The following is a 21993-nucleotide window of genomic DNA, read 5'->3' as shown; positions in this document are numbered from 1 at the left end:
AAGAAGGCTGCAACCATGAAACTGAAGAAATTGAAAATTACTTAATATACCTATACAATTAAACAAATAAAAAAATCATGGCTAACAAGAAAGAAAAGCTTTTCTCGGATTTTCCGGCCATTTCTACCGAAGAATGGATGGCGAAAATCATTGCCGACCTGAAAGGGGCCGATTTTGAAAAGAAACTCGTTTGGAAAACAAACGAGGGCTTCAAAGTAAATCCTTTCTACCGTCAAGAGGATAATGCAGGTCTTAAAACAACCGATTCTCTTCCCGGTCAATTTCCTTACGTTCGCGGAACCAAAGTGGATAACCAATGGTACACCCGTCAGGACATTCATGTGTCAGACGTTAAAGCTGCAAATGCCAAAGCGTTAGACATCCTCGACAAAGGCGTCAACTCGCTGGGATTCGCTATCGACAGCGACCTGGTAAACGCCGAAAACATCAAAACATTATTAAACGGTATCGCCCTCGAAGCTGTAGAAGTAAACTTCTCTACCTGCCACAAAGCGACTTTGAAATTGACACAAATCGTTGTCGATTACTACAAATCACAGAATGTGGACGTAATGAACTGCTTCGGTTCGATCAATTACGATCCGTTCAAACCATTATTGAAAAAAGGACGTCCTGCCGACAACTGGGTAGCTGATGCTGCCGAAGTCGTAAAAGCGGCATTGCCTCTCCCACGCTTCCGCGTATTGGCTGTTAACGCTTACTTGTTGAGCGACGGCGGTTCGTACAGCTATCAGGAGTTAGGCTATGCTCTGGCAAATGGTAACCAATTGTTATCAGGCTTGTCAGAAGCAGGACTCGATATAGATACTATCGCTAAGAAAATCAAATTCAACTTTGGCGTAGGCAGCAACTACTTCATGGAGATTGCTAAATTCCGTGCAGCACGCTGGTTGTGGGCTGAAATTGTATACGCTTACAAACCGCTATGCAAACACGAATGTACGAACAAGGATGCCGAAGGCATTTGCCGTTGCGCAGCCAAAATATACACACATGCTCAAACATCCATGTTCAACATGACTGTGTTTGATGCGCATGTGAACATGCTCCGTACACAGACCGAAGCGATGTCTGCTACTATTGCAGGTGTAAACTCGCTGACAGTCCGTCCGTTCGACGAAGCATACAAACAATCGGACGACTTCTCCGAAAGAATCGCCCGCAACCAACAATTATTGTTGAAAGAAGAATGTCACTTCGATAAGATCACCGATCCTTCGGCTGGTTCTTACTACATCGAGCATCTGACAACAGCCATCGCAGAACAGGCTTGGGCTTTGTTCCTCGAAGCAGACGAAAAAGGCTACTACGAGGCATTGAAAGCCGGAACTGTACAAGAAGCAGTGAAAACATCGGCCGATGCACGCTTCAAAGCATTGGCAACCCGCCGCGAATCGTTGCTCGGAACAAACCAGTTTCCTAACTTCACCGAAAAAGCCGGCGACAAAATCGTTAAAGAAGAAGCTTGCGGATGTGGTTGTTCAAACGCTAAAGGCGACGCACCTTATCAGGCATTGCCTAAAACCCGTTTGGCGACAGCATTTGAAGAGCTCCGTCTGGCAACCGAAAAACATGGTGCCCCTAAAGTGTTTATGCTTACAATCGGTAATCTGGCTATGCGTCTGGCACGTTCGCAGTTCTCTGCTAACTTCTTCGCTTGTGCCGGATACAAGACCATCGACAACCTCGGTTTCGAGACTGTTGAAGCCGGTATCAAGGCAGCACGTGAACAACAGGCTGATATTATTGTATTGTGCTCAAGCGACGACGAGTATGCTACTTATGCTCCCGAAGCACAAAAACTTCTGCAAGGCGGCAAGGAATTCCTCGTAATTGCGGGTGCTCCTGCTTGTGCTGACGAGTTGAAAGCTCAAGGAATCGAACATTTCATCAATGTGAGAAGCAACGTGCTCGAAACATTGCAGATGTTCAGCCATAAATTGGGAATACTATAATTCGGATATTAGTCAATTAGCAGATTTGCAAATTAATAAAATCAACAGCTGTCAGCTAAAAGCTATCAGCTAAAAGCTTGGAAACATGAAACCAAATTTTAAAAATATAAACATCAACGAATCAGGCTTTTCAGCGGCTAATGCTGCTGAATGGGCTGCTGCCAACAGCATCGAAGCCAACTGGGTAACTCCCGAGTTAATTCCGGTTAAGCCTGTATATACCAAAGAAGACCTCGAAGGCATGGAACATCTGAACTATGCTTCGGGTATTCCTCCATTCCTCCGCGGACCATACTCGGGTATGTATGCGATGCGTCCGTGGACAATCCGCCAGTATGCAGGATTCTCTACTGCTGCCGAATCGAATGCTTTCTATCGCCGCAACCTGGCATCGGGCCAGAAAGGGCTTTCAGTAGCTTTCGACTTGGCTACACACCGTGGCTACGATGCCGACCATCCGCGTGTAGTGGGTGACGTGGGTAAAGCAGGGGTATCTATCTGCTCGGTAGAAGACATGAAAGTATTGTTCGACGGTATTCCATTGAACCAGATGTCGGTATCCATGACCATGAACGGTGCGGTGCTTCCTGTGCTTGCATTCTACATCAATGCAGGATTGGAGCAAGGCGCTAAATTGGAAGAAATGGCAGGAACAATCCAGAATGACATCCTGAAAGAATTTATGGTGCGTAACACATACATCTACCCACCTGAATTCTCGATGAAGATTATCGCTGATATCTTCGAATATACATCGCAGAAGATGCCTAAATTCAACTCGATTTCTATCTCGGGTTACCACATGCAGGAAGCCGGTGCTACTGCCGACATCGAGTTGGCTTACACCTTGGCTGACGGTATGGAATACCTGAAAGCAGGTATCGATGCAGGTATCGATGTGGATGCGTTTGCTCCTCGTCTCTCGTTCTTCTGGGCGATTGGTATGAACCACTTTATGGAGATTGCCAAGATGCGTGCAGGACGTCTGTTGTGGGCAAAAATCGTGAAAAGCTTCGGAGCGAAAAATCCGAAATCACTGGCATTGCGTACGCACTCTCAGACTTCGGGTTGGTCGTTGACAGAACAAGATCCGTTCAACAACGTAGGACGTACTTGTATCGAGGCGATGGCTTCGGCATTGGGACACACACAATCGTTGCACACCAATGCGTTGGATGAGGCGATTGCATTGCCTACCGACTTCTCGGCACGTATCGCTCGTAATACGCAGATATACATCCAAGAGGAAACGCAAATCACGAAAGAAATCGACCCTTGGGCTGGTTCTTACTACGTGGAAACGTTGACTAACGAATTGGTACACAAAGCTTGGGCACACATACAGGAAATCCAGAAATTGGGTGGTATGGCTAAGGCTATCGAAACAGGTCTTCCTAAGATGCGTATCGAAGAGGCTGCTGCCCGCACACAGGCTAAAATCGACTCGGGTGCTCAAACCATTATCGGTATCAACAAATACCGTCTGGCAAAAGAAGATCCAATCGATATTCTGGATGTGGACAACACAGAAGTTCGCCGTCAACAAATCGAGCGTCTGAATGACCTGAAAGCGAAACGCGACAATGCTGCCGTGAAGAAAGCATTGGAAGCAATCACTGAATGTGTTAAAACTAAGAAAGGAAACTTACTCGAACTGGCAGTGGAAGCGGCAAGAGTTCGCGCTACATTGGGCGAAATCTCCGATGCCTGCGAAGTGGTAGTAGGTCGTTATAAAGCAATAATCAGAACTATATCAGGCGTGTATTCATCAGAGACTAAACAAGACCCTACCTTCCAGGAAGCTTGCCAATTGGTAGAAGAGTTCGCGAAGAAAAATGGTCGCCAGCCGCGTATCATGATTGCGAAAATGGGACAAGACGGTCACGACCGTGGTGCGAAAGTAGTAGCAACCGGTTATGCCGACTGCGGATTCGACGTGGATATGGGACCATTGTTCCAAACGCCGGAAGAAGCTGCCCGCCAGGCTGTTGAAAACGACGTAAACGTACTGGGTGTTTCTTCATTGGCTGCCGGTCACAAAACATTGATACCGCAGGTAATGGAAGAGTTGAAGAAACTCGGCCGCGAAGACATCGTGGTGATTGCCGGAGGAGTAATTCCTGCGCAAGACTACGATTTCTTGTACAAAGCCGGTGTAGCTGCCATCTTCGGTCCGGGTTCTCCTGTGACGAAGGCTGCTGTGGAAATAATGAAAATCCTTTTGGCTGAGTAATTTATTACACTATCATATGGAAAATCCCGTCATTTTGGCGGGATTTTTTTATTTATAATCTTCAAATGAGGTGACTGTTTACAGAATTATGTTATTTATTCAAAAGTTATTCTTATTTTTGTCTTCTGATTAACATCTAACATAAACTGTATATAAAACTAAAATAGAACAAATTATGAAGAACTTTACAATTCTTGCGTTATTGTATTTCGCACTATCGCTCACTTCAACTTTATGCGCTCAGGATATTATCATCAGTGATTCCGATGCCAAAAAGATCGCTTCAATCAAAACTTCGGCAGAGAAAGAAATCGCCAAGGCGGAGGCTAACCTGCAAAAGGAACTGAAAAAAGCGAAAGATTTAGCAGACAAGGAGGAAAAGGATGGTATCCAGAAAGCAAAGGACAAGGCTAAAAGCAATTACAACAAAAGAGTAGAAGATGCTCAAAAGAAAGCTGACGCTGCTAAACTGAAAGCGCAGGAAAAATCGGAGAAAGAAATAGAAAAAATCAGAAAAAGCAACGCCCTTTGATGGACTAAAAAAGATGTATAGAAAATCCTGTCGAACCGGCAGGATTTTTTTTGTTTTTAACTATCTTTACATCTCAACCCGCTAAAACCTCTATTGCCATGAAAAGAAAACTGTTAATCTTCCTCTCTATTGTTCTTGTTTGTCTCTCTTCGTGCAATAACAACCGATATACGATTACCGGGGACTTGAATACGGACGAGTATGACGGACAGCTTATTTGTCTGGGCTACGAAACAAACACAGGTAAAGTCTTTACAGATTCGGCTACTATCGAAGGAAATCATTTTCATATCGAGGGAGAAATTCCCGATTCTAATGCATTGCGTACGTTATGGATTGATGGGTTAATAGCTTCGTACAAACCGATACTCTTGTCAAACGAAAATATACAGGTAGAATTAAAGCCTTCATCCGGCGAATTAAGAATAAAGAGTGACGGTTTGAATGGAGCTTTTCAGACTTTTTCCGATTCGGTGAACACCCTTTTGATCGACAGGACTTTTTACGAACGCCGAGTGGATTTGAAAGATGCGGGCAAAATGACTTTGGAAAAGCATAATGAGTTATTGGAAGAGGAAAGACAATATATGAATCATTTGGAAGATTATATCTGCGATTACATCAAAGAAAATATCTCCAATAATTTGGGCTTATATGTATTCATCGAGTCTACACATTTTTTCTGGAATACAGAAAAATTAGGCGAATTGATACAATTATTTCCGGAATCATATAAAGAAAATAAGAGATTTAAATTCGCAGAAGCATGGGCAAATGCCGTATCGGAAACAGCTGTGGGAAAACAATATACAGACATCAAAGGTTTCGACCTCGAGGGAAAAGAGGTTGCTTTATCCGATTATGTAGGAAAAGGCAAGGTCGTTTTGGTTGATTTTTGGGCGTCGTGGTGTGGCCCGTGCAGGGAACTTCTTCCGGAATTGAAAGAATACAAGAAGCAATATAAAGACCTCGAAATTGTTGGCATTTCGATAGACGACAATAAAAAAGACTGGGAAAAAGCGTCCATTGACGAGGAGATCGACTGGCCGCAATTTTCGAACTTGATGGGGAGGGATGATCCGGCCAAATTAGCCTATGGGGTTCAAAGCATACCTACAACGATTCTGATAGATAGAAACGGGACAATCATCGGCCGGGATTTGTATAGAGACCATTTAAAATATAAAATAGAAGAATTAATGAAATGATTTTTATCTATACCATAAATAATATAAATAGAGGGAAGGTAACATGATAAAAAAATCGACAAAAAAGATATACCTTTTGACGTCAAAAACACGTTAAAACACTGATAACAAGAGATTAAAAAAGTAACAAAAAGTAACATCAGGGTAACAAAAAAGTAACAGGTTTGTGGCTTTTTAGGGTACAAAAAATTAATTATATATGAGAGTAGACCAATGCTATAAGTTAACACCTAAGGCTTTCACAGAAGTAAGAAAAAGAGCTGTGATTATATCAGCTTCCTTAATACTAATGGTGCTTATTGTAGTTTCTTACATATTGTGGGATACAATACAAAGCAATTTGCTTATCCCGGGCATTATCCTTCCTTTTATAATTATTGTTTTTTCTTTTTCTTTATTCAACACGTTAAAGAAGGAGAAGAACAGGCAAAAGAATTTTTCTCTTATTCTTGAAGAGGATGCTATTCTGTACTCTTTTGACGGTTTAAATACAGTCTGCATAGATAAGGACGAAATAGAATCGATCGTAAAGAAAACAAACGGAGATTTGTATATAAAAAGTAGCCGTTATCCTCAGCACTTCGCTGTATCCCACAATATAGAACGCTACAACGAGGTCGTAAATATCTTATCCTCTATGCACCCGTTCTCAGTTGAAAAGGAGCTGCCATTCGCCTTAAGATATAATACGACAACAATACTTGGGGGAATTATTGTTACTCTGTTGGTTCTGATTCTGTTTTATACATCAAAAAATGAAATTATAGTAGTATCAACTGCTATTTTACTAAGTATACTCATCGTATATTCATCCATAAAGACCCGGAAATGGGTATTTATGGTATTCTTTTTATTTATAGTCTTTATAAAACTCTATTATATCTTTGCCTAAAATTCTATATCTATTCCCAACAACAATTTATAATACCACTATGAAAAAAATCTCTCTTATTACATTATTATTATTAGCAGGGTTATTATCCCTGCAGGCAGAAGTGAAAATGCCCCACATCTTCGGCGACAATATGGTGCTTCAACGCAACCAGAAGGTAAAAGTCTGGGGTTGGGCCGACAAAGGCGAAGCGGTAACCGTAACCTTCAACGGTCAAACTCAAAAGGCCAAAGCCGGCAAAAACGGCAAATGGATGGTCACCTTCACCCCTATGCAGGCAGGAGGCCCTTATACGATGGTCGTTGCCGGAAAGAAAAATAAAATCGAATATAACAATATACTCATCGGCGAAGTTTGGGTGTGCAGCGGACAGTCTAATATGGAATGGACACTTGCCAATGCCGGTAATGCCGAATATGAAATACGCAATGCAACCTATCCAGCGGTCAGAGCGTTTAATGTAGCACACGAAATGGATTTCAGTCCCCGCGCCGATCTGAACGGAAGTTGGGACGTTTGCTCGCCCGAGACTGCAGGAAATTTTTCGGCAGTCGGCTATTTCTTTGCCCGTAAGCTATATCAGGAACTGAATGTCCCGATTGGCATCATCAATACCTCATGGGGTGGCACAATTGTGGAAACATGGACAAGTCCCGAAACCTTCAATGCCCTGCCCGACAAATACAAAAAGAAATTCGAAGGAAGATTCGACTCTACATTTGATGTCGAGAACTTCATGAAAAAGAACGAAAAAGCCAAAGAGGTATATTTTACAGCTCTAAAAAACGATTTTGGGATGGAGGAAAGATGGTATCTACCTCAAACTGATATTTCTTCATGGAAACCATTCGATATACCACAAGGTTGGTGGAATAGTGAATTGAAAGGTATTGAAGGGTATGTCTGGTTCCGCTATGATTTTACTCTTTCGTCCGAAGATGCAGGTAAATCAGCCCGTCTCTCATTAGGCCCTATCGACGACATGGACATCACATGGGTCAATGGTGTCAAAGTAGGAGAAGCGGATTATTATAATATTATGCGCGATTATGCTATACCCGAAGGCGTTTTACAGGCAGGCAAAAATAGTATTGTAGTGAGAGTAGATAATCCTTTGGGGGAAGGCGGAATCAACGGGAAAGCCGAAGATATGTATGTCACGATTGACGGAAAAGCCATTCAGATAGCGGGCAAGTGGAAGTACAAACCATCAGTAATAAATAAAGATTTCGATTATATAGCGCTCTCTCCAAACATCTATTCTTCGTTGCTCTACAATGCCATGGTGAACCCGATTATCGATTATGGCATAAAAGGGGCTATCTGGTATCAGGGCGAAAGCAATGCCGATATTATGGAGGATGCCGAGAATTACAAGGTTCTTTTCCCTGCTATGATCAAGGATTGGAGAGCCAAATGGGGCTATGAGTTCCCTTTCTATTGGGTGCAGTTAGCCAATTATATGGCAAAAGATGTGCTACCACAAGAAAGCAACTGGGCTACCCTACGCGAAGCTCAGACGCAAACACTCTCGTTGCCCAAAACAGGTCAGGCGGTGATTGTGGATATAGGCGAAACAAACGATATTCACCCGCGCAACAAACAGGATGTAGGTTTGAGGCTTGCCTTGAATGCACTGAATAAAGATTATGGTATGACGAACGTTATTTATTCAGGCCCTACTTACAAATCGATGGTAGTAGAAGGGAATAAGGCTGTCATATCGTATGACAATATAGCTGCAGGATTGACAACGCCGAGCAAATACGGCTACATCGAAAGCTTTGCTATAGCCGGCGCCGATAGCGTATTCCACTGGGCTAAAGCTTACATTGACGGCGACAAAGTTGTTGTCTATAGTGACAAAGTGCAGCATCCTGTTGCTGTAAGATACGGATGGTCTGATAATCCGGATATCAACCTATACAATAGCAGCGGATTGCCTGCCGCTCCATTCAGGACGGATAACTGGTAGATAATAAGATTATTACAAAAACACAACCCTTTATTCTTGTCTGAATAGAGGGTTGTTCCGTTATAATTGTAGCTTATTGCCCATGCAGAGATGATTTTATCGTACTTTCCATGAGGAATGGGAAAGAGAGTTTCAGAAAATGACACTGCCGATAAAAAAGTCTCATATCAGTCGTTTTTTCAATTGGGGAAATCGCCCTTATTTCACAAATTGACTAAGAAATAATAGAAAAATTACAGATAAAGAACTGGAAATCTGTCGGGAGAACGCTTTTCTTAAATACTTTTGTTAAAGAAGGAAACGGAAACTGTGTGTTAAGTCCTATGTTAGATTTATTTGACTAACGATTAAGAAGAAGGAAATTTAAATATAAGAATTATATATAATATCATTGATATCTTAGACTCAAATAATTAACTAATTTCATAATTAACCTCTTAAACGCTGTTCGCTATGACTGTAACAAAGAATGAAATAGGATTTAATGCAGGTAACATCCTGAACCTTCTGACAATAAGGGGACGCTTATCCCTGCGCCAGATTGGAGAAATGACCCATTACAAAGATGTCTCTATCACAATGGCCATAGGATGGCTTCTACGCGAAGGAAAAGTACTTGTTTACAACGAAGATGGAAAGCTATACTTCGATTTGAACAGGTCTGTAAGTGAAATTTATTATTGATGAGAATAGTGAATTATAGACATATTGTTGTTTTATAGCTGGTTGTATGTGGTTAAGAGCTATCAGATTCTACTTGTTAACCTTATTTAGATAAAGCCCTCACGAGAATCCTGATAGCTCTTTTCTCTTTTAGAGAAAAGGTTATTGTTTATAGCTCATTTATCAATTCTTTTTGTTCCTCAAAGAAATTCTTCCTATCCATCTCCCCTCCTACACTTATCAATGTCGAAAACCGTTTAACAGACTCGATCCAATCGCGGTGGAACTTGCATATCAGCGGATCCGACGACGAAATAGTATCCATCATATAAATACCATCCATATAGGCCCGCTCGAAGTTCTCGCCTTTCATATAAGTATAATTGGCCGTTGTATCGATATTGCACAAATAGATCCAGGCCTCTACATTATATTTCTTCAGCCCGTAGGTAGCTATATCTTCAAAAAACAGCAATAATTCTCTCAACTCCTTTTTCATAAGCATCTTCTTCTCATCCGAAACAAGCTTCAGACGCCAGAAATAGTTTATATCCCGCAAGAAAGACAAAAAGAGATTACGGTTCAGAATCCATGAATGCTTGGGTGTATGAAATTGAGAGTGAAGCAACTTTTCCCGCTTCTTATCTATCACCTCGGGTATGGAAAACGATTCGAAGGTTTGAGTAAAAGACTTGTTATCTAACTGATAGAGCATCTTGAAAATACGGAAGCTGAACAATTCCTTGTGAGGAAAAAGCATCGAATAGGGGATATTGTTAAATATCGACTCCTCAACGATATTAGGCGTTTTCGTAAAATATTCATACGACATTTCGTGCTGGGCAATCTTGAAATATAAGTAATCCACCGGATTATTGGGAGATAACTCCAACTCGAAAATCGGTTTTTCCAGCTTCTTTATATTCGCCAGACTATCTAATGAAACGCCCAACTTGCTGGCTATAATACAAGCTTCGCTGAATGTAAAATGGATATCTCCCCGCAGACGCCTGTATACAGTTTCTTTTCCCATCGATATCGTATTTATCAGAAAGGCTGCTTGTTCTTTTTTCTTCGGTATACGATCTCTTATCGCGCTTATTAATCTATCATTAAACGTATACATAATCCAATGAATATATAAGGGGTTTTTAATGTACTTGGTTCTTCATTTGCTCTGTGTTGTTAAAATTAATATAAAAAAATAACATACACCGCTATCTTGCACCATAATTTTCTATATTTTTCACAAGCCGAAGATACAGGATTACTTATAAATGGAGCTATGTTATTAACAATTCTGATGATTTTTCAACAAAGCGCCTATACTTTTACATAATTTAAAATATTATACTGTTTTTTATTCGTTAATTTGTCGTCGAAAACATTATCTATATTATATGGGAAAAATTATTGCTTTAGCAAATCAAAAAGGAGGAGTAGGAAAAACAACTACAACTATCAATCTGGCGGCATCATTGGCTGCTCTCGAGAAGAAAGTGCTTGTTGTAGACGCCGATCCTCAGGCCAATGCATCTTCGGGGCTGGGCGTAGACATTCGCAAACTGAAAGACACAATATACGAATGTCTTATCGGTTCTTCCGAAGCGCAGGAAGCTATCGTTTCTACCGAAATAGAACGATTATTTGTATTACCATCCCATATCAATCTGGTAGGTGCCGAACTGGAAATGTTAAGCGTCGACAACCGCGAAAAGGTATTGTCCAATATCCTTCATCCTTTAAGAGAAGAATATGACTATATCCTTATCGACTGCTCGCCGTCATTAGGGCTGATTACGGTCAATGCGCTTACAGCGGCCGATTCGGTAATTATCCCCGTTCAATGCGAATATTTTGCACTCGAAGGTATAAGTAAGCTGCTTAATACGATAAAGATAATCAAATCGAAACTGAATCCGAATCTCGAAATCGAAGGATTCCTCCTCACCATGTACGATGCGCGCCTGCGTCTGGCAAACCAGATATACGAGGAAGTAAAAAATCACTTCCAGGACTTGGTTTTCACCACCGTCATACAGCGTAATATCAAACTGAGCGAATCGCAAAGTTTTGCACAGCCGGTACTCGTTTACGACGCATCGTCGCGAGGATCTATCAATCATATGCAATTAGCGAAGGAACTTATAGAGAAAAATTCGTAACTTTGTGAGCATTTCTCAAAATAAGAAATAAACTATGGCAAAGAAACCTGTTTTAGGAAGAGGGCTCGACGCACTCATCACCTTGGATGAAGTGAAAACCGAAGGCTCGTCGTCTATCAACGAAGTGGAGATAGCCAAGATAGAAGCCAATCCTGATCAGCCCCGCAGGGTGTTCGACGAGGAGGCTTTGGAAGAACTGGCTGCATCCATCCGCCAGATAGGTGTTATACAACCCATAACGCTGCGGAAGATAAATGACGATTCGTACCAGATAATAGCCGGAGAACGCCGCTACCGCGCTTCCCAAAAAGCAGGATTGAAATCTATCCCGGCATACATAAAAACGGCCGAGGATGAGACGGTTATGGAAATGGCGTTGATAGAAAACATTCAGCGCGAAGACCTGAACTCTATCGAAATCGCCTTAGCCTATCAGAACCTCATCGAATCATACAACCTCACGCAAGAAAAGTTAAGCGAGCGTGTAGGTAAGAAACGGACTACCGTCGCCAACTATCTCCGTCTGCTGAAACTCCCTGCCGAAATACAAATGGGAATCCGCGACAAAAAAATAGATATGGCGCATGCCCGTACCCTCGTCACATTGGAGGATGCAGCAGCACAGCTCGAACTATATGAGTTGATTCTGGAAGAAGGGCTCTCTGTCCGCAAAGTCGAAGAATATGTACGCGCCATCAACAAGGGAGAGAAACTCGAAGACCTCTTGACGGAAGAAAAGGCGGTAGACACTATAAAGAAATCAGGCATTAAAAAGAGTACACCCGAAGAGTTCAGTCTCTTAAAGACACACCTATCCAAATTTTTCGGGACAAAAGTTCAACTGACATGCGACGATAAAGGAAAGGGACGGATATCCATTCCTTTCAAATCGGAGGAAGAACTCGAACGGATTATGGCTATCTTTGACCAGCTGAAAAAATAAAAAAGGTAGTTTGCCGTATTATAGTATATGAAAAGAGGCTTATTCACAACTTTATTATTCATTGCCGGTAGTTTATTACTATTATATGCTCAGGAACGTGACAGCATAATAGTAGTGGACGATGCTCAATTGGAGGTGAAAGCCGAAAAAATATTCAAAGACAGCGTTCCCCCGCTCCGGGAGCGACCGCCGGTAGTAGTGGTAGACAAATCTGTCCCTGTGCCACAAGTAGATCCAATCGAATTTCAACCTAACCCAACCAAAGCGGTCATCTATTCCGCTATCTGTCCGGGATTGGGGCAAATATATAATCGCAAATACTGGAAATTGCCTATCGTCTACGGCGGATTCTTAGGCGTAGTGTATGGTGTCACTTGGAACGGAGGATACTACAACGATTACAAGAATGCCTACCGCGATTTGGCATTAAGAAATACGGCGAATGCAACAGGAGGCGATAGCTGGAAAGATTTTTATCCTAATCTTAATCCAGACGCCGATGGGGCGAATACGCAACGTATAATAGAGAACTTACGCCGGAAAAAGGATTTCTATCGCCGCTACAGGGACTTAGCTATCCTTGTCGGCGTCGGCTTATATGCCCTGTGCGTAATAGATGCTTATGTGGACGCAGAGTTATACGACTTTAATATGTCGCAAGACTTATCGATGACTATCGCACCGATGATACTCCCTCCCACCCCGACATCTAAGATGTCATTCGGGTTGCAATGTACTATCCGCTTCTGACAGCGGGCATTATTAATCTACATTAGATAGAAAGGTAAAACAAAATAAATGATACTCAAAAAATTACTTTTAATATTCATATCATCCGTTATTATACTTCCTCTTTTCTCTCAACAGAAAAAGGATAATCTCAATGTGAACTCGTTCGACGATCCGTCCGCAACCTTTCCTGCCGATATGGAAAGAAACTATGACGAACTGTTGCTTCGCTGGAAATCTGAATTAGTTCAACAAGACGGTTATGATTGCACCAATGAAGGAAAAGTCACCTTCCCCGACGAAGTATATATCGAGCGCTTATACGCCCTTCCGTCCACTATGGAATTGTGTTTCAACCCGCTCGTAAAGCGTTATATTGAGATGTATGCCGGTTACCCGAAAATGGTGAGCCGGATGTTAGCCGAGGGCGAATACTACTTCCCGCTATTCGAAGAAGCATTAGAGAAAGAAGGCTTACCCTTGGAACTGAAATATCTGCCGGTCATCGAATCGGCGCTCAACCCCGTTGCCCGTTCGCGCGTGGGAGCGACTGGCCTTTGGCAGTTTATGCTGGGCACGGGACGTCTATACAAATTGGAAGTAAACAGCTTGGTGGACGAGCGGAGCGACCCGCACAAATCGACCGAGGCTGCCGTCAAATACATGAAATCTCTATATGCGACATACAAAGACTGGAATCTTGTTATAGCAGCATACAATTGCGGGCCGGGTGGCGTAAACAAGGCTATCAAGCGTGCCGACGGACAAACCGACTATTGGGCTATATATCCATATCTGCCACGCGAAACCCGCAGCTATGTGCCTATCTTCATTGCGGCTACTTATATTATGAGTTATCCTAAAGAACACAATATATGTCCGGCTAAAATAGAAATGCCTTTACTGATGGATTCCGTTATGGTGAGCCAGAACCTTCACCTGCAACAGGTAGCCGAAGTATTGGACATCCCTATCGAAGATGTGCGGGCATATAATCCGCAGTACAGAGCCGACATTGTTCCCGGTGCATACAAGCCTTATGCTATCAACCTGCCGTTAAACAAAACAACCTTGTTTATCGAGAAGAAAGACGCAGTATTCAAACACCGTGCAAACGAACTGTTGACTCACCGCAAAGTTGCCGGGTTGGATGTTGTTGCTGCATCAGGGCAAACTTACAAAGTCAAAAAAGGCGATACCTTAGGCGGTATAGCCCGTAAGTACGGCGTATCGGTGGCTTCATTGAAAAAATGGAACGGACTGAAATCGAACAACATATCTACAGGACGCCGCTTATATGTTTCCAATCCCGTTGTAACCGTTTCGAAAAAGAAAGAGGAGAAGAAACCCGAGCCGGAAGTATTGGCCACTACAGACAGCCTGCAATTGACCGAACCCGAATTAAGCACTCTTGATTTTGGGACGGACTATCTAGCAGATATTATGTCTGATTATGCCTTACAAATAGAACCGACCAGTTTGTCAGACTTTCCACGGATAAGCTTAGACAATTCGGACGACGAAAATACATTGGAACGAAGCATAGAAGATGCTGCCGACAATATTATCTACCATAAAGTAAAAATCGGAGAGACACTGACTATGATAGCTTCGCGATACAATGTTTCCAACGAAGACATTATCAGATGGAACAAGCTGAATTCCAAATCAGCACGTGTAGGAAACCGGTTGATAATACATTTGCCTCAGCAATAAGAGAAGACTACCGATACATCAAATCTATTTCAGATTATCTTTATACTGTATCTTAAAATACAGAAGATAAAATGCTGTCTCGATTCTTTTTATTATTTTTGCTTACTTATAGATAGAGGGAATATATGACGGATAAAGAGCTACAAACCAAAGAAGACCTGATGGTCGAAAATGAATTTAATGCGTTGATAAATGACTACTTGAATACGAATCACCGTAGAAAAGTAGACATCATTACCAAGGCATATCAATTCGCACGCGAAGCCCACAAAGGAGCGCGACGCCGTTCGGGAGAGCCGTATATCATGCACCCGCTGGCGGTAGCCCGCATTGTGTGCGGCGAAATAGGTTTGGGTTCGACATCTATCTGTGCGGCACTATTGCACGATGTTGTAGAAGACACCGAATATACGACCGAAGACTTAACAAACCTCTTTGGCGAAAAGATAGCCAGAATCGTTGACGGGCTGACCAAAATATCGAGCGGGATGTTCGGCGACAATGTCTCGGCACAAGCCGAGAACTTCCGAAAGCTTCTGCTTACCATGTCGGACGATATACGCGTTATCCTCATCAAGATTGCCGATCGCCTGCACAACATGCGCACACTCGGCTCGATGACACCTGCCAAACAGTATAAAATTTCGGGAGAAACAATGTATATATATGCCCCGCTGGCTCACCGGCTGGGCTTATTTGCTATTAAGACCGAACTCGAAGAGCTCAGTTTCAAATGGGAAAATTCTGATATATACAAGGAAATCAGCGAGAAACTGAATACGACCAAACAGCAGCGTGCGGACATATATACACACTTTGCCGCACCTGTGATAGAGAAGCTGAATACAATGGGCTTCCAATACGAGATAAAAGCCCGCGACAAGTCTATCTACTCCATCTGGAACAAGATGCAGCACAAAGGCATCCCTTTCGAAGAGATATACGACATCTTTGCTGTCCGCATCATTTTCGAAAACGAACCGGGTATGGACGAGAAAAAGCGTTGCTGGGACATCTATTCGGCTATCACCGATATCTATAAGCTCCGCCCCGATCGTATTCGCGACTGGGTAAGCCGCCCGAAATCAAACGGTTATCAGGCACTACACCTCACCGTAATGGGGCCTGACGGACAATGGATCGAAATACAGATACGCAGCCGCCGGATGGACGATATTGCCGAGAAAGGTTTTGCCGCTCACTGGAAATACAAAGAAGGCAAAGTGGAAGAGGATACCGAGCTGGATAAGTGGCTGAAAACCATCAAAGAAATATTGGAAAACCCGAGCCCGAATGCGTTGGACTTCCTCGACACCATCAAGCTCAACCTGTTCTCGCAAGAGATATTCGTCTTTACACCTAAAGGCGAGATACGCACATTGGCGCAGGGAGCGACTGCACTCGATTTTGCCTACGATTTGCACTCCGACATAGGCGATCATGCCATCGGGGCAAAGGTCAATCATAAGCTCGTCCCCCTCAGCTATAAACTGAGAAGCGGCGACCAGCTCGAAATACTGACATCGAAGTCGCAACATCCTCAGACTGAGTGGTTCAATTATATATCGACAGCTAAAGCCCGTACTAAAATAGAGTACAGCCTCAAAAAAGGGCGGAAAGACAAGATAAAAAAAGGAGAAGAGATACTCCGAAACAGCCTGACAAAGCTATCTATCGAGTTAACTCCTTCTGTAATAGACCGGATTGTAGATTATTACAAGATGACTAACAAGGAGAATCTGCTCTATGCTCTTGGCAACCACGATATAGACCTGCCGCAGAAGATAAACAAGCTGCTTTCGCAACGTGGTTCTAACTCGGGAGGAGGTGTGCTTCGTTATATGAAACAGGCTTTTCAGGCAGTAACACGCCCGCTGACAGAGAATACGTTACCTTCGTCAGCGCTTGCCGTAGACGAACCGATAGATAAAAAGAAGACTTACCTCTTGCAAGAGGATTCGTTCAATAAGAATTTCCGTCTGGCAACATGCTGTAATCCTATCCCCGGCGATACGGTCTTCGGCTATATAACCGAAAATAATGTAGTAGAAGTGCATGCGGTTGTCTGTCCTGTCGGCTTAAAACTCAAAGCAAGCCACGGCGATAAGATAATCAACCTGAAATGGGACAATAACTATGTACAGGCTCCTTTCATGTCTACCATCACCATCACCGGCATCGACAGGATAGGTATGCTGAACGATATTACAAAAGTGATATCATCCGGCCGGCTCAACATGAAAAGCTTCAATATAGAATCGAATGATGGTATTTTTGAAGGCCGGGCGGTCGTATATGTTCACGACGCAACAGACCTGAAGAAGCTCTGTAGTGAAATAGCCAAGATAAAAGGAGTAAGGTCTGTAAACCGCAAACAAAACGTTTACTAATCCACAGACCTCCTGTTTTCCTTATCTTCTCAAATCGAGTATTTCGGCGGCAACATCGCCTGTTATATTATGGCATTCGCCTAATTTCCAACCTCTTTCGTTAAGCCTTTTACGGATAACCTCTATGGCATCGCCACCCAAGCCGTAGTCGGAGAGACGTGTTTTTACACCCAATCCTTCGAAGAAGCCTTCAACAGCTTTTACAGTACGGTCTATTATTTCATTGTCGGAGGCGCCTTCGATACCAAAGACTTTCTTGCCTAAACGGACAATCTTCTTTGCTTTCTGGTCTTTCAATACGGTCATCAATCCCGGCAAAACGATAGACAACGTCACGGCATGGTCTAAGCCATAGAACGCCGTAATTTCGTGTCCTATCATATGCGTAGCCCAATCCTGATCGACACCACGACCAACCCAACCGTTGAGCGCCCACGATGAAGCCCACATCAGGTTAGCGCGCACGTTATAGTCGTCAGGGTTGCGCAATGCTTTAGGTCCTTCTATCGTCAATAGTTTCAACAACGATTCAGCCCAAAGATCCTGCATCAGCGTATCTTCTTCGCTATAAACAAGATATTGCTCGATAACATGTACAAACGAATCGACAATACCATTTGCTATCTGCTTAGGAGGAAGCGAGAAGGTTACCTCGGGATCGAGTACCGAGAACTTAGGATATACCAACGGGTTAGAGAATGCCAGTTTGTCCTGTGTTTCGGCTCTTGTGATAACAGCACCGTCATTCATCTCCGAACCTGTAGCCGAAAGCGTCAGCACCGTTCCATACGGAAGAGCTTTCTTGATAGCACGTCCTTCGGACAATATTTTCCACGGATCTCCATCTTCGAAGCAAGCGGCTGCAACAATAAACTTGGTAGCGTCTACCACCGAACCGCCGCCGACAGCCAGAATAAAGTCTATCTTCTTATCCTTAATCAATGCGACAGCCTTCATACACGTTTCGTAATGAGGGTTCGGCTCGATGCCCGAAAACTCGTGCCATTCGAAGCTGCTTAGGGCTTTTGTAACCTGATCGTAAACACCGTTCTTCTTGATACTGCCGCCGCCGTATACGACAAGCACTTTACTCTTGGCAGGGATCTCTGCGGCAATATCCTTTATCGTATCTTTCCCGAATATAATCTTCACGGGATTATAGAATGAAAAATTCTTCATAAATACCTTGTTTAATTATTAGTTTAAAATTCAGCCCTCAACTTGACATTCAACTGCCTTCCTGTCATATAATTGGGTATACCATATTGATAATTATACACATCGGTTATCCAGTAGTATGTATTAACATTCTTCATATCGAAAATGTTGAACACATCCAGCCCTATCCAAACGTTTTTAAAAGCCCCTGCCACACTCGATTTCTTCCGCACAGGAAAGTCCTCGCCCAAAAGTAGCCACGATAGCCCTATATCGACACGCTTGTAAGCCGACGAACGGAAATATCCGCTGTCTAATCCTTTGTATGGAGCAGTGACGGGCAATCCGTCGGAGAAGAAGCCTAATACCGACATGCGCAAGCGTTCGTACCCGGGCATATAGTCCTGAAAAAAGACAGAAAGGTTATAACGCTGGTCGGTCGGCAAAGGGACTTTCCTGCCCCGTATATCCTGTTCGCTTTTCATCAAAGAGAAGCTTATCCAGCTATCCGTCCCGGGAATAAATTCGCCATACAAGCGGGTATCTAAGCCCACGGTATAGCCATCGCCCACATTCGCGCCCTCGTATACTATCTTCACATTGTTTACTGTATAAGGGATGAGACGCGAAAGGTGCTTATAATAAGCCTCCGCAGTAAATTTGAAAGAACGTCCTTGTGCCTTGAAATAATAGTCGCCACCCAAAACAAAATGGATAGAACGCGGTGACTTGATATCTTCGTTCAGCACGACTGTATTCGTACCGCTCATGTTCACAATCTGTTGCACCTCTTTATAGAAAGATGACTGGTAATAGATGCCCGTCGCGAAACGCGCTATAAACCTGTCGGTAGCTTCGGGGATGAAAGAGACGGAAGCCCTCGGACTAAACAGGAACTCCTTATTAAAATCCCAATAAGAAGCCCGTACGCCTGCATTCAGAATGAAGCGGCCGATAGAAGCATCTACCACGAAATTGTCCTGCAAGTAGCCCGAATAGCGGGAAGAATTCAATTTATTATTCGATTTGAGGTTGCGGTATACACTTACAATCCCCTCGTTGTGCGGAAGCGAATAGCCCGTCGAGTCGCGCATCTCCCACTCTTTTATCTTGTCGCTTACCTGCTCTTTCTGGTAGGTAATACCCCACTTCAACAGATGATTTCCGGAAGCGAAAGTCCCGAAATGAGATGCATTGTAGACATCAGTAATCAGCTTGTTGCGGGCATGCTCCATGTAAGAGCCTACCCCGAGCATTTCGCCTGTTTCGTCATCCAATGCCGTCAGACGATAATTACCCTGTATATCGTAGCGTTCGCGTTCGTCGGAGGAAAACAGCCCCCCAGTGAAACCAATCGTCACATGGTCACTCACACGTCCGTTCAACGTCAACGCGCCTTGGTAATTGACAAACTTATCCCGCTCCCAACCATTGAAATACACTTTGAAGTGGCGCGTATCAGACAGTGTCCCGAATTTGGTTTCACGGCTTTTCGGTCTGAATTTATAGGAGTTATAAGCATAATGTCCCAAAAAAGAGACCTCCCAATCGGAAGTGAGTTTGTAGGTCATATACGTTTGCCCGTCCCAGTAGGCAGGGTTATATTCGGCATCGGTATCGCTTTTCTTCACAATATGCTCGTTCGTCTTGTAGCGAATACCTGTAATCTGGGAGAAACGCTTTGTTGAATTGCCTATCGACACATTTCCTCCGAGCAAACTCGCTCCCACAGTCGCTTCGAACTCTTTGGGGCGTTTATAGCGAATATCCAATACTGAAGATGATTTATCGCTGTATTCGGCACCATATCCTCCTGTGGAAAAGCCTACGGCCTCTACCATATCGGGATTGATAAAGCTTAGTCCTTCCTGCTGTCCCGTGCGAACAAGCAAGGGGCGAAAAATCTCTATTCCATTGATATAGACCATATTTTCGTCGAAGTTTCCTCCACGAACAGCATATTGCGAACTCAACTCGCTTGTCGAACTCACACCTGCGAGGGTAGCTACGAGGGTCTCGATACTTCCTCCTGATGAGGAAGGTAGTAAGTCGGTATCGGTTTTGGATAAGCGAAGAAACGTATCTGTCTGCTTCCTGCGACCATCGATAATGATTGTACCCAGCTCGTTATCATTCTCGCGAAGAACAACATTCAGCCGGTAGTCGCCTGATAGTTTTGCCACAATAACCTGCATAGGCTGATAGCCCACCAACGAGAAGAGAATCTTTACCGAGTCTCCTGCTGTAGCTTGCAATGTATATTCTCCCTGATGGGTTGTGGCTGTCCCGTTGGGAGTATATAACTGACCGACAGCAACATCTTCCAAAGGTTTGTTTTTCTCGTTCACCACTACCCCTGATATTTTCACCTGTTGGGCAAATACAGTGCATGAGAAAACAGCTAATAGGGCGATCAATAGGCTCTTTCTTATCATCCGGCTTTATCCAATTATTAGATAGAACAAATGTAAGGATATATTTTTACTTAGCAGCCAATCGCAGGCTGTTATCACAAAATGGAGAGGTAACTTAAAAATTACACCTATACCATTTTTTTTCACTTTTCTGTTTTTTTCTGATAAACTATTACGGATATCGACTTTGTTATAGATAAAATAATTTTATCATAATTAAGTTTTGCTATACTTTTCTTTTCACTATATTTGTAGAATATAGGATGTGCCTCGGCAACCTCAAGCAAGCTTGATTGCATCCGGCTTTCTCTATTTTTGTAAATAAGATTACAAACTATGTTATGGATACTGTAAAATTAATCCCGCCTAAGGGACAAACATATAATCAAAGGCAAATAACACAGAGTAACCGCTCTGAGGAAGATTATATTACACCCGAAGAACTCAAAAGGAGAATGAAATCCCGTATAAAAGCTATTTTCAAAAATAACAAATGAACATAATTTTTCACAAAGATGTCGAGGACTATCTTTCTGAATTAGTGGGAATATTATACACAAAAGAATACTTTGGTTTTGAAGAATCCGCCATCGAATATGTAGACAAGTTGATTGATGATATCGTAACCAATCTACATAAGAAACTCAAAAAACCAGCCCCTAAACAATTTTCCAAATACGGAAAAAATCTAAAATATGTAACTTACCGCCGTAATAAAAACACATCATGGTATGTGTTTTTTGAATTTGAGAATAATACTTATTATGTGAATTATATTGCCAATAATCACACTGTATCCCAACATCTATAGATAAAATAAAAAACTTCTGTCAGAGTATCTCTGCAGAAGTTCTTTATCACTATAGATATATATTATTCTACTTTAATTCAATTGAGCAATGTATTCTTTTAGCATAGAAATAACCATTATAATCAGAACTATAAAACTTCCAATTCCTACAGAAAGTACACCAATTAATATTTTGTCTGCAATTTTTT

15 protein-coding genes are annotated in these 21993 nt (G+C 42.7%); 12 read left to right on the top strand and 3 right to left on the bottom strand.

Going from position 1 to position 21993, the window contains the following annotated elements; genetic code table 11:
* The first annotated feature begins 77 nt into the window (after positions 1-77).
* The 6 genes from mutA (at position 78) to D0T66_RS04720 (ending at position 9500) form a co-directional block, all read left to right on the top strand.
* On the top strand, positions 78-1976 hold the full coding sequence (gene mutA / locus D0T66_RS04745) for a methylmalonyl-CoA mutase small subunit (protein ID WP_163356096.1): 1899 nt from the start codon (positions 78-80) through the stop codon (positions 1974-1976).
* A gap of 85 nt (positions 1977-2061) precedes the next feature.
* Positions 2062-4209 carry a methylmalonyl-CoA mutase gene (gene scpA, locus D0T66_RS04740; protein ID WP_163356095.1) on the top strand — a complete coding sequence of 716 codons (2148 nt, stop codon included), beginning with the start codon at positions 2062-2064 and terminating at the stop codon, positions 4207-4209.
* Between the two features lie 175 nt (positions 4210-4384).
* Positions 4385-4741: a hypothetical protein gene (locus D0T66_RS04735; RefSeq protein ID WP_163356094.1), complete on the top strand. Its 357-nt coding sequence runs from the start codon at positions 4385-4387 to the stop codon at positions 4739-4741.
* 98 nt (positions 4742-4839) lie between these two features.
* Complete coding sequence (locus D0T66_RS04730; RefSeq protein ID WP_163356093.1) at positions 4840-5949, top strand: TlpA disulfide reductase family protein; 1110 nt, start codon at positions 4840-4842, stop codon at positions 5947-5949.
* Between the two features lie 932 nt (positions 5950-6881).
* Complete coding sequence (locus D0T66_RS04725; RefSeq protein ID WP_163356092.1) at positions 6882-8816, top strand: sialate O-acetylesterase; 1935 nt, start codon at positions 6882-6884, stop codon at positions 8814-8816.
* A 453-nt stretch (positions 8817-9269) separates the two neighbouring features.
* Positions 9270-9500, top strand: a complete 231-nt coding sequence (locus tag D0T66_RS04720; RefSeq protein ID WP_163356091.1) for a winged helix-turn-helix domain-containing protein — start codon at positions 9270-9272, stop codon at positions 9498-9500.
* A gap of 148 nt (positions 9501-9648) precedes the next feature.
* On the opposite strand, the gene D0T66_RS04715 is transcribed toward D0T66_RS04720, so the two are convergent.
* Entirely contained in the window at positions 9649-10512 is an 864-nt protein-coding gene (locus D0T66_RS04715) for a hypothetical protein (RefSeq protein WP_163356090.1), read from the bottom strand.
* Positions 10513-10879: 367 nt separating this feature from the next.
* Here D0T66_RS04715 and D0T66_RS04710 point away from each other — a divergent pair, with 367 nt between their 5' ends.
* The 5 genes from D0T66_RS04710 to D0T66_RS04690 all read left to right on the top strand — a co-directional run bounded on the left by D0T66_RS04710 (position 10880) and on the right by D0T66_RS04690 (position 17422).
* Positions 10880-11644 carry a ParA family protein gene (locus tag D0T66_RS04710; protein ID WP_163356089.1) on the top strand — a complete coding sequence of 255 codons (765 nt, stop codon included), beginning with the start codon at positions 10880-10882 and terminating at the stop codon, positions 11642-11644.
* Positions 11645-11678: 34 nt separating this feature from the next.
* Positions 11679-12587 (top strand): ParB/RepB/Spo0J family partition protein, encoded by a 909-nt coding sequence (locus tag D0T66_RS04705; RefSeq protein WP_163356088.1) that lies wholly within the window; start codon positions 11679-11681, stop codon positions 12585-12587.
* A 27-nt stretch (positions 12588-12614) separates the two neighbouring features.
* Entirely contained in the window at positions 12615-13337 is a 723-nt protein-coding gene (locus tag D0T66_RS04700; protein ID WP_163356087.1) for a DUF5683 domain-containing protein, read from the top strand.
* A 48-nt stretch (positions 13338-13385) separates the two neighbouring features.
* Positions 13386-15032: a lytic transglycosylase domain-containing protein gene (locus D0T66_RS04695; RefSeq protein WP_163356086.1), complete on the top strand. Its 1647-nt coding sequence runs from the start codon at positions 13386-13388 to the stop codon at positions 15030-15032.
* Positions 15033-15157: 125 nt separating this feature from the next.
* A complete protein-coding gene (locus D0T66_RS04690) occupies positions 15158-17422 on the top strand; it encodes a bifunctional (p)ppGpp synthetase/guanosine-3',5'-bis(diphosphate) 3'-pyrophosphohydrolase (protein ID WP_163356085.1) in 2265 nt (754 codons plus the stop codon).
* Between the two features lie 21 nt (positions 17423-17443).
* Here the strand turns inward: D0T66_RS04690 and D0T66_RS04685 are convergent, their stop codons facing one another.
* Together D0T66_RS04685 and D0T66_RS04680 are read right to left on the bottom strand one after the other, a co-directional pair.
* Positions 17444-18601, bottom strand: coding sequence for an iron-containing alcohol dehydrogenase (locus D0T66_RS04685; protein WP_163356084.1), 1158 nt, complete (start codon positions 18599-18601; stop codon positions 17444-17446).
* Positions 18602-18624: 23 nt separating this feature from the next.
* Positions 18625-21015 carry a carboxypeptidase-like regulatory domain-containing protein gene (locus tag D0T66_RS04680; protein ID WP_163356083.1) on the bottom strand — a complete coding sequence of 797 codons (2391 nt, stop codon included), beginning with the start codon at positions 21013-21015 and terminating at the stop codon, positions 18625-18627.
* A 472-nt stretch (positions 21016-21487) separates the two neighbouring features.
* On the opposite strand from D0T66_RS04680, the gene D0T66_RS04675 reads away from it, so the two are divergent.
* Positions 21488-21805: a hypothetical protein gene (locus D0T66_RS04675; protein ID WP_163356082.1), complete on the top strand. Its 318-nt coding sequence runs from the start codon at positions 21488-21490 to the stop codon at positions 21803-21805.
* Positions 21806-21993 lie beyond the last annotated feature (188 nt).

Source organism: Dysgonomonas sp. 25, from assembly GCF_010501075.1.
Taxonomy (GTDB): domain Bacteria; phylum Bacteroidota; class Bacteroidia; order Bacteroidales; family Dysgonomonadaceae; genus Dysgonomonas.
The sequence above is the reverse complement of the archived record's forward strand: the minus strand, read 5'-3'. Positions and strand labels throughout refer to the sequence as shown.

What these genes read in the sequence shown, in the direction of transcription:
- D0T66_RS04700 (WP_163356087.1), top strand. Translation starts at nt 12,615, where the DNA reads ATGAAAAGAGGCTTATTCACAACTTTATTATTCATTGCCGGTAGTTTA.
- D0T66_RS04705 (WP_163356088.1), top strand. Translation starts at nt 11,679, where the DNA reads ATGGCAAAGAAACCTGTTTTAGGAAGAGGGCTCGACGCACTCATCACC.
- D0T66_RS04720 (WP_163356091.1), top strand. Translation starts at nt 9,270, where the DNA reads ATGACTGTAACAAAGAATGAAATAGGATTTAATGCAGGTAACATCCTG.
- scpA (WP_163356095.1), top strand. Translation starts at nt 2,062, where the DNA reads ATGAAACCAAATTTTAAAAATATAAACATCAACGAATCAGGCTTTTCA.
- D0T66_RS04675 (WP_163356082.1), top strand. Translation starts at nt 21,488, where the DNA reads ATGAACATAATTTTTCACAAAGATGTCGAGGACTATCTTTCTGAATTA.
- D0T66_RS04725 (WP_163356092.1), top strand. Translation starts at nt 6,882, where the DNA reads ATGAAAAAAATCTCTCTTATTACATTATTATTATTAGCAGGGTTATTA.
- D0T66_RS04715 (WP_163356090.1), bottom strand. Translation starts at nt 10,512, where the DNA reads ATGGGAAAAGAAACTGTATACAGGCGTCTGCGGGGAGATATCCATTTT.
- mutA (WP_163356096.1), top strand. Translation starts at nt 78, where the DNA reads ATGGCTAACAAGAAAGAAAAGCTTTTCTCGGATTTTCCGGCCATTTCT.
- D0T66_RS04695 (WP_163356086.1), top strand. Translation starts at nt 13,386, where the DNA reads ATGATACTCAAAAAATTACTTTTAATATTCATATCATCCGTTATTATA.
- D0T66_RS04690 (WP_163356085.1), top strand. Translation starts at nt 15,158, where the DNA reads ATGACGGATAAAGAGCTACAAACCAAAGAAGACCTGATGGTCGAAAAT.
- D0T66_RS04710 (WP_163356089.1), top strand. Translation starts at nt 10,880, where the DNA reads ATGGGAAAAATTATTGCTTTAGCAAATCAAAAAGGAGGAGTAGGAAAA.
- D0T66_RS04735 (WP_163356094.1), top strand. Translation starts at nt 4,385, where the DNA reads ATGAAGAACTTTACAATTCTTGCGTTATTGTATTTCGCACTATCGCTC.
- D0T66_RS04730 (WP_163356093.1), top strand. Translation starts at nt 4,840, where the DNA reads ATGAAAAGAAAACTGTTAATCTTCCTCTCTATTGTTCTTGTTTGTCTC.
- D0T66_RS04680 (WP_163356083.1), bottom strand. Translation starts at nt 21,015, where the DNA reads ATGATAAGAAAGAGCCTATTGATCGCCCTATTAGCTGTTTTCTCATGC.
- D0T66_RS04685 (WP_163356084.1), bottom strand. Translation starts at nt 18,601, where the DNA reads ATGAAGAATTTTTCATTCTATAATCCCGTGAAGATTATATTCGGGAAA.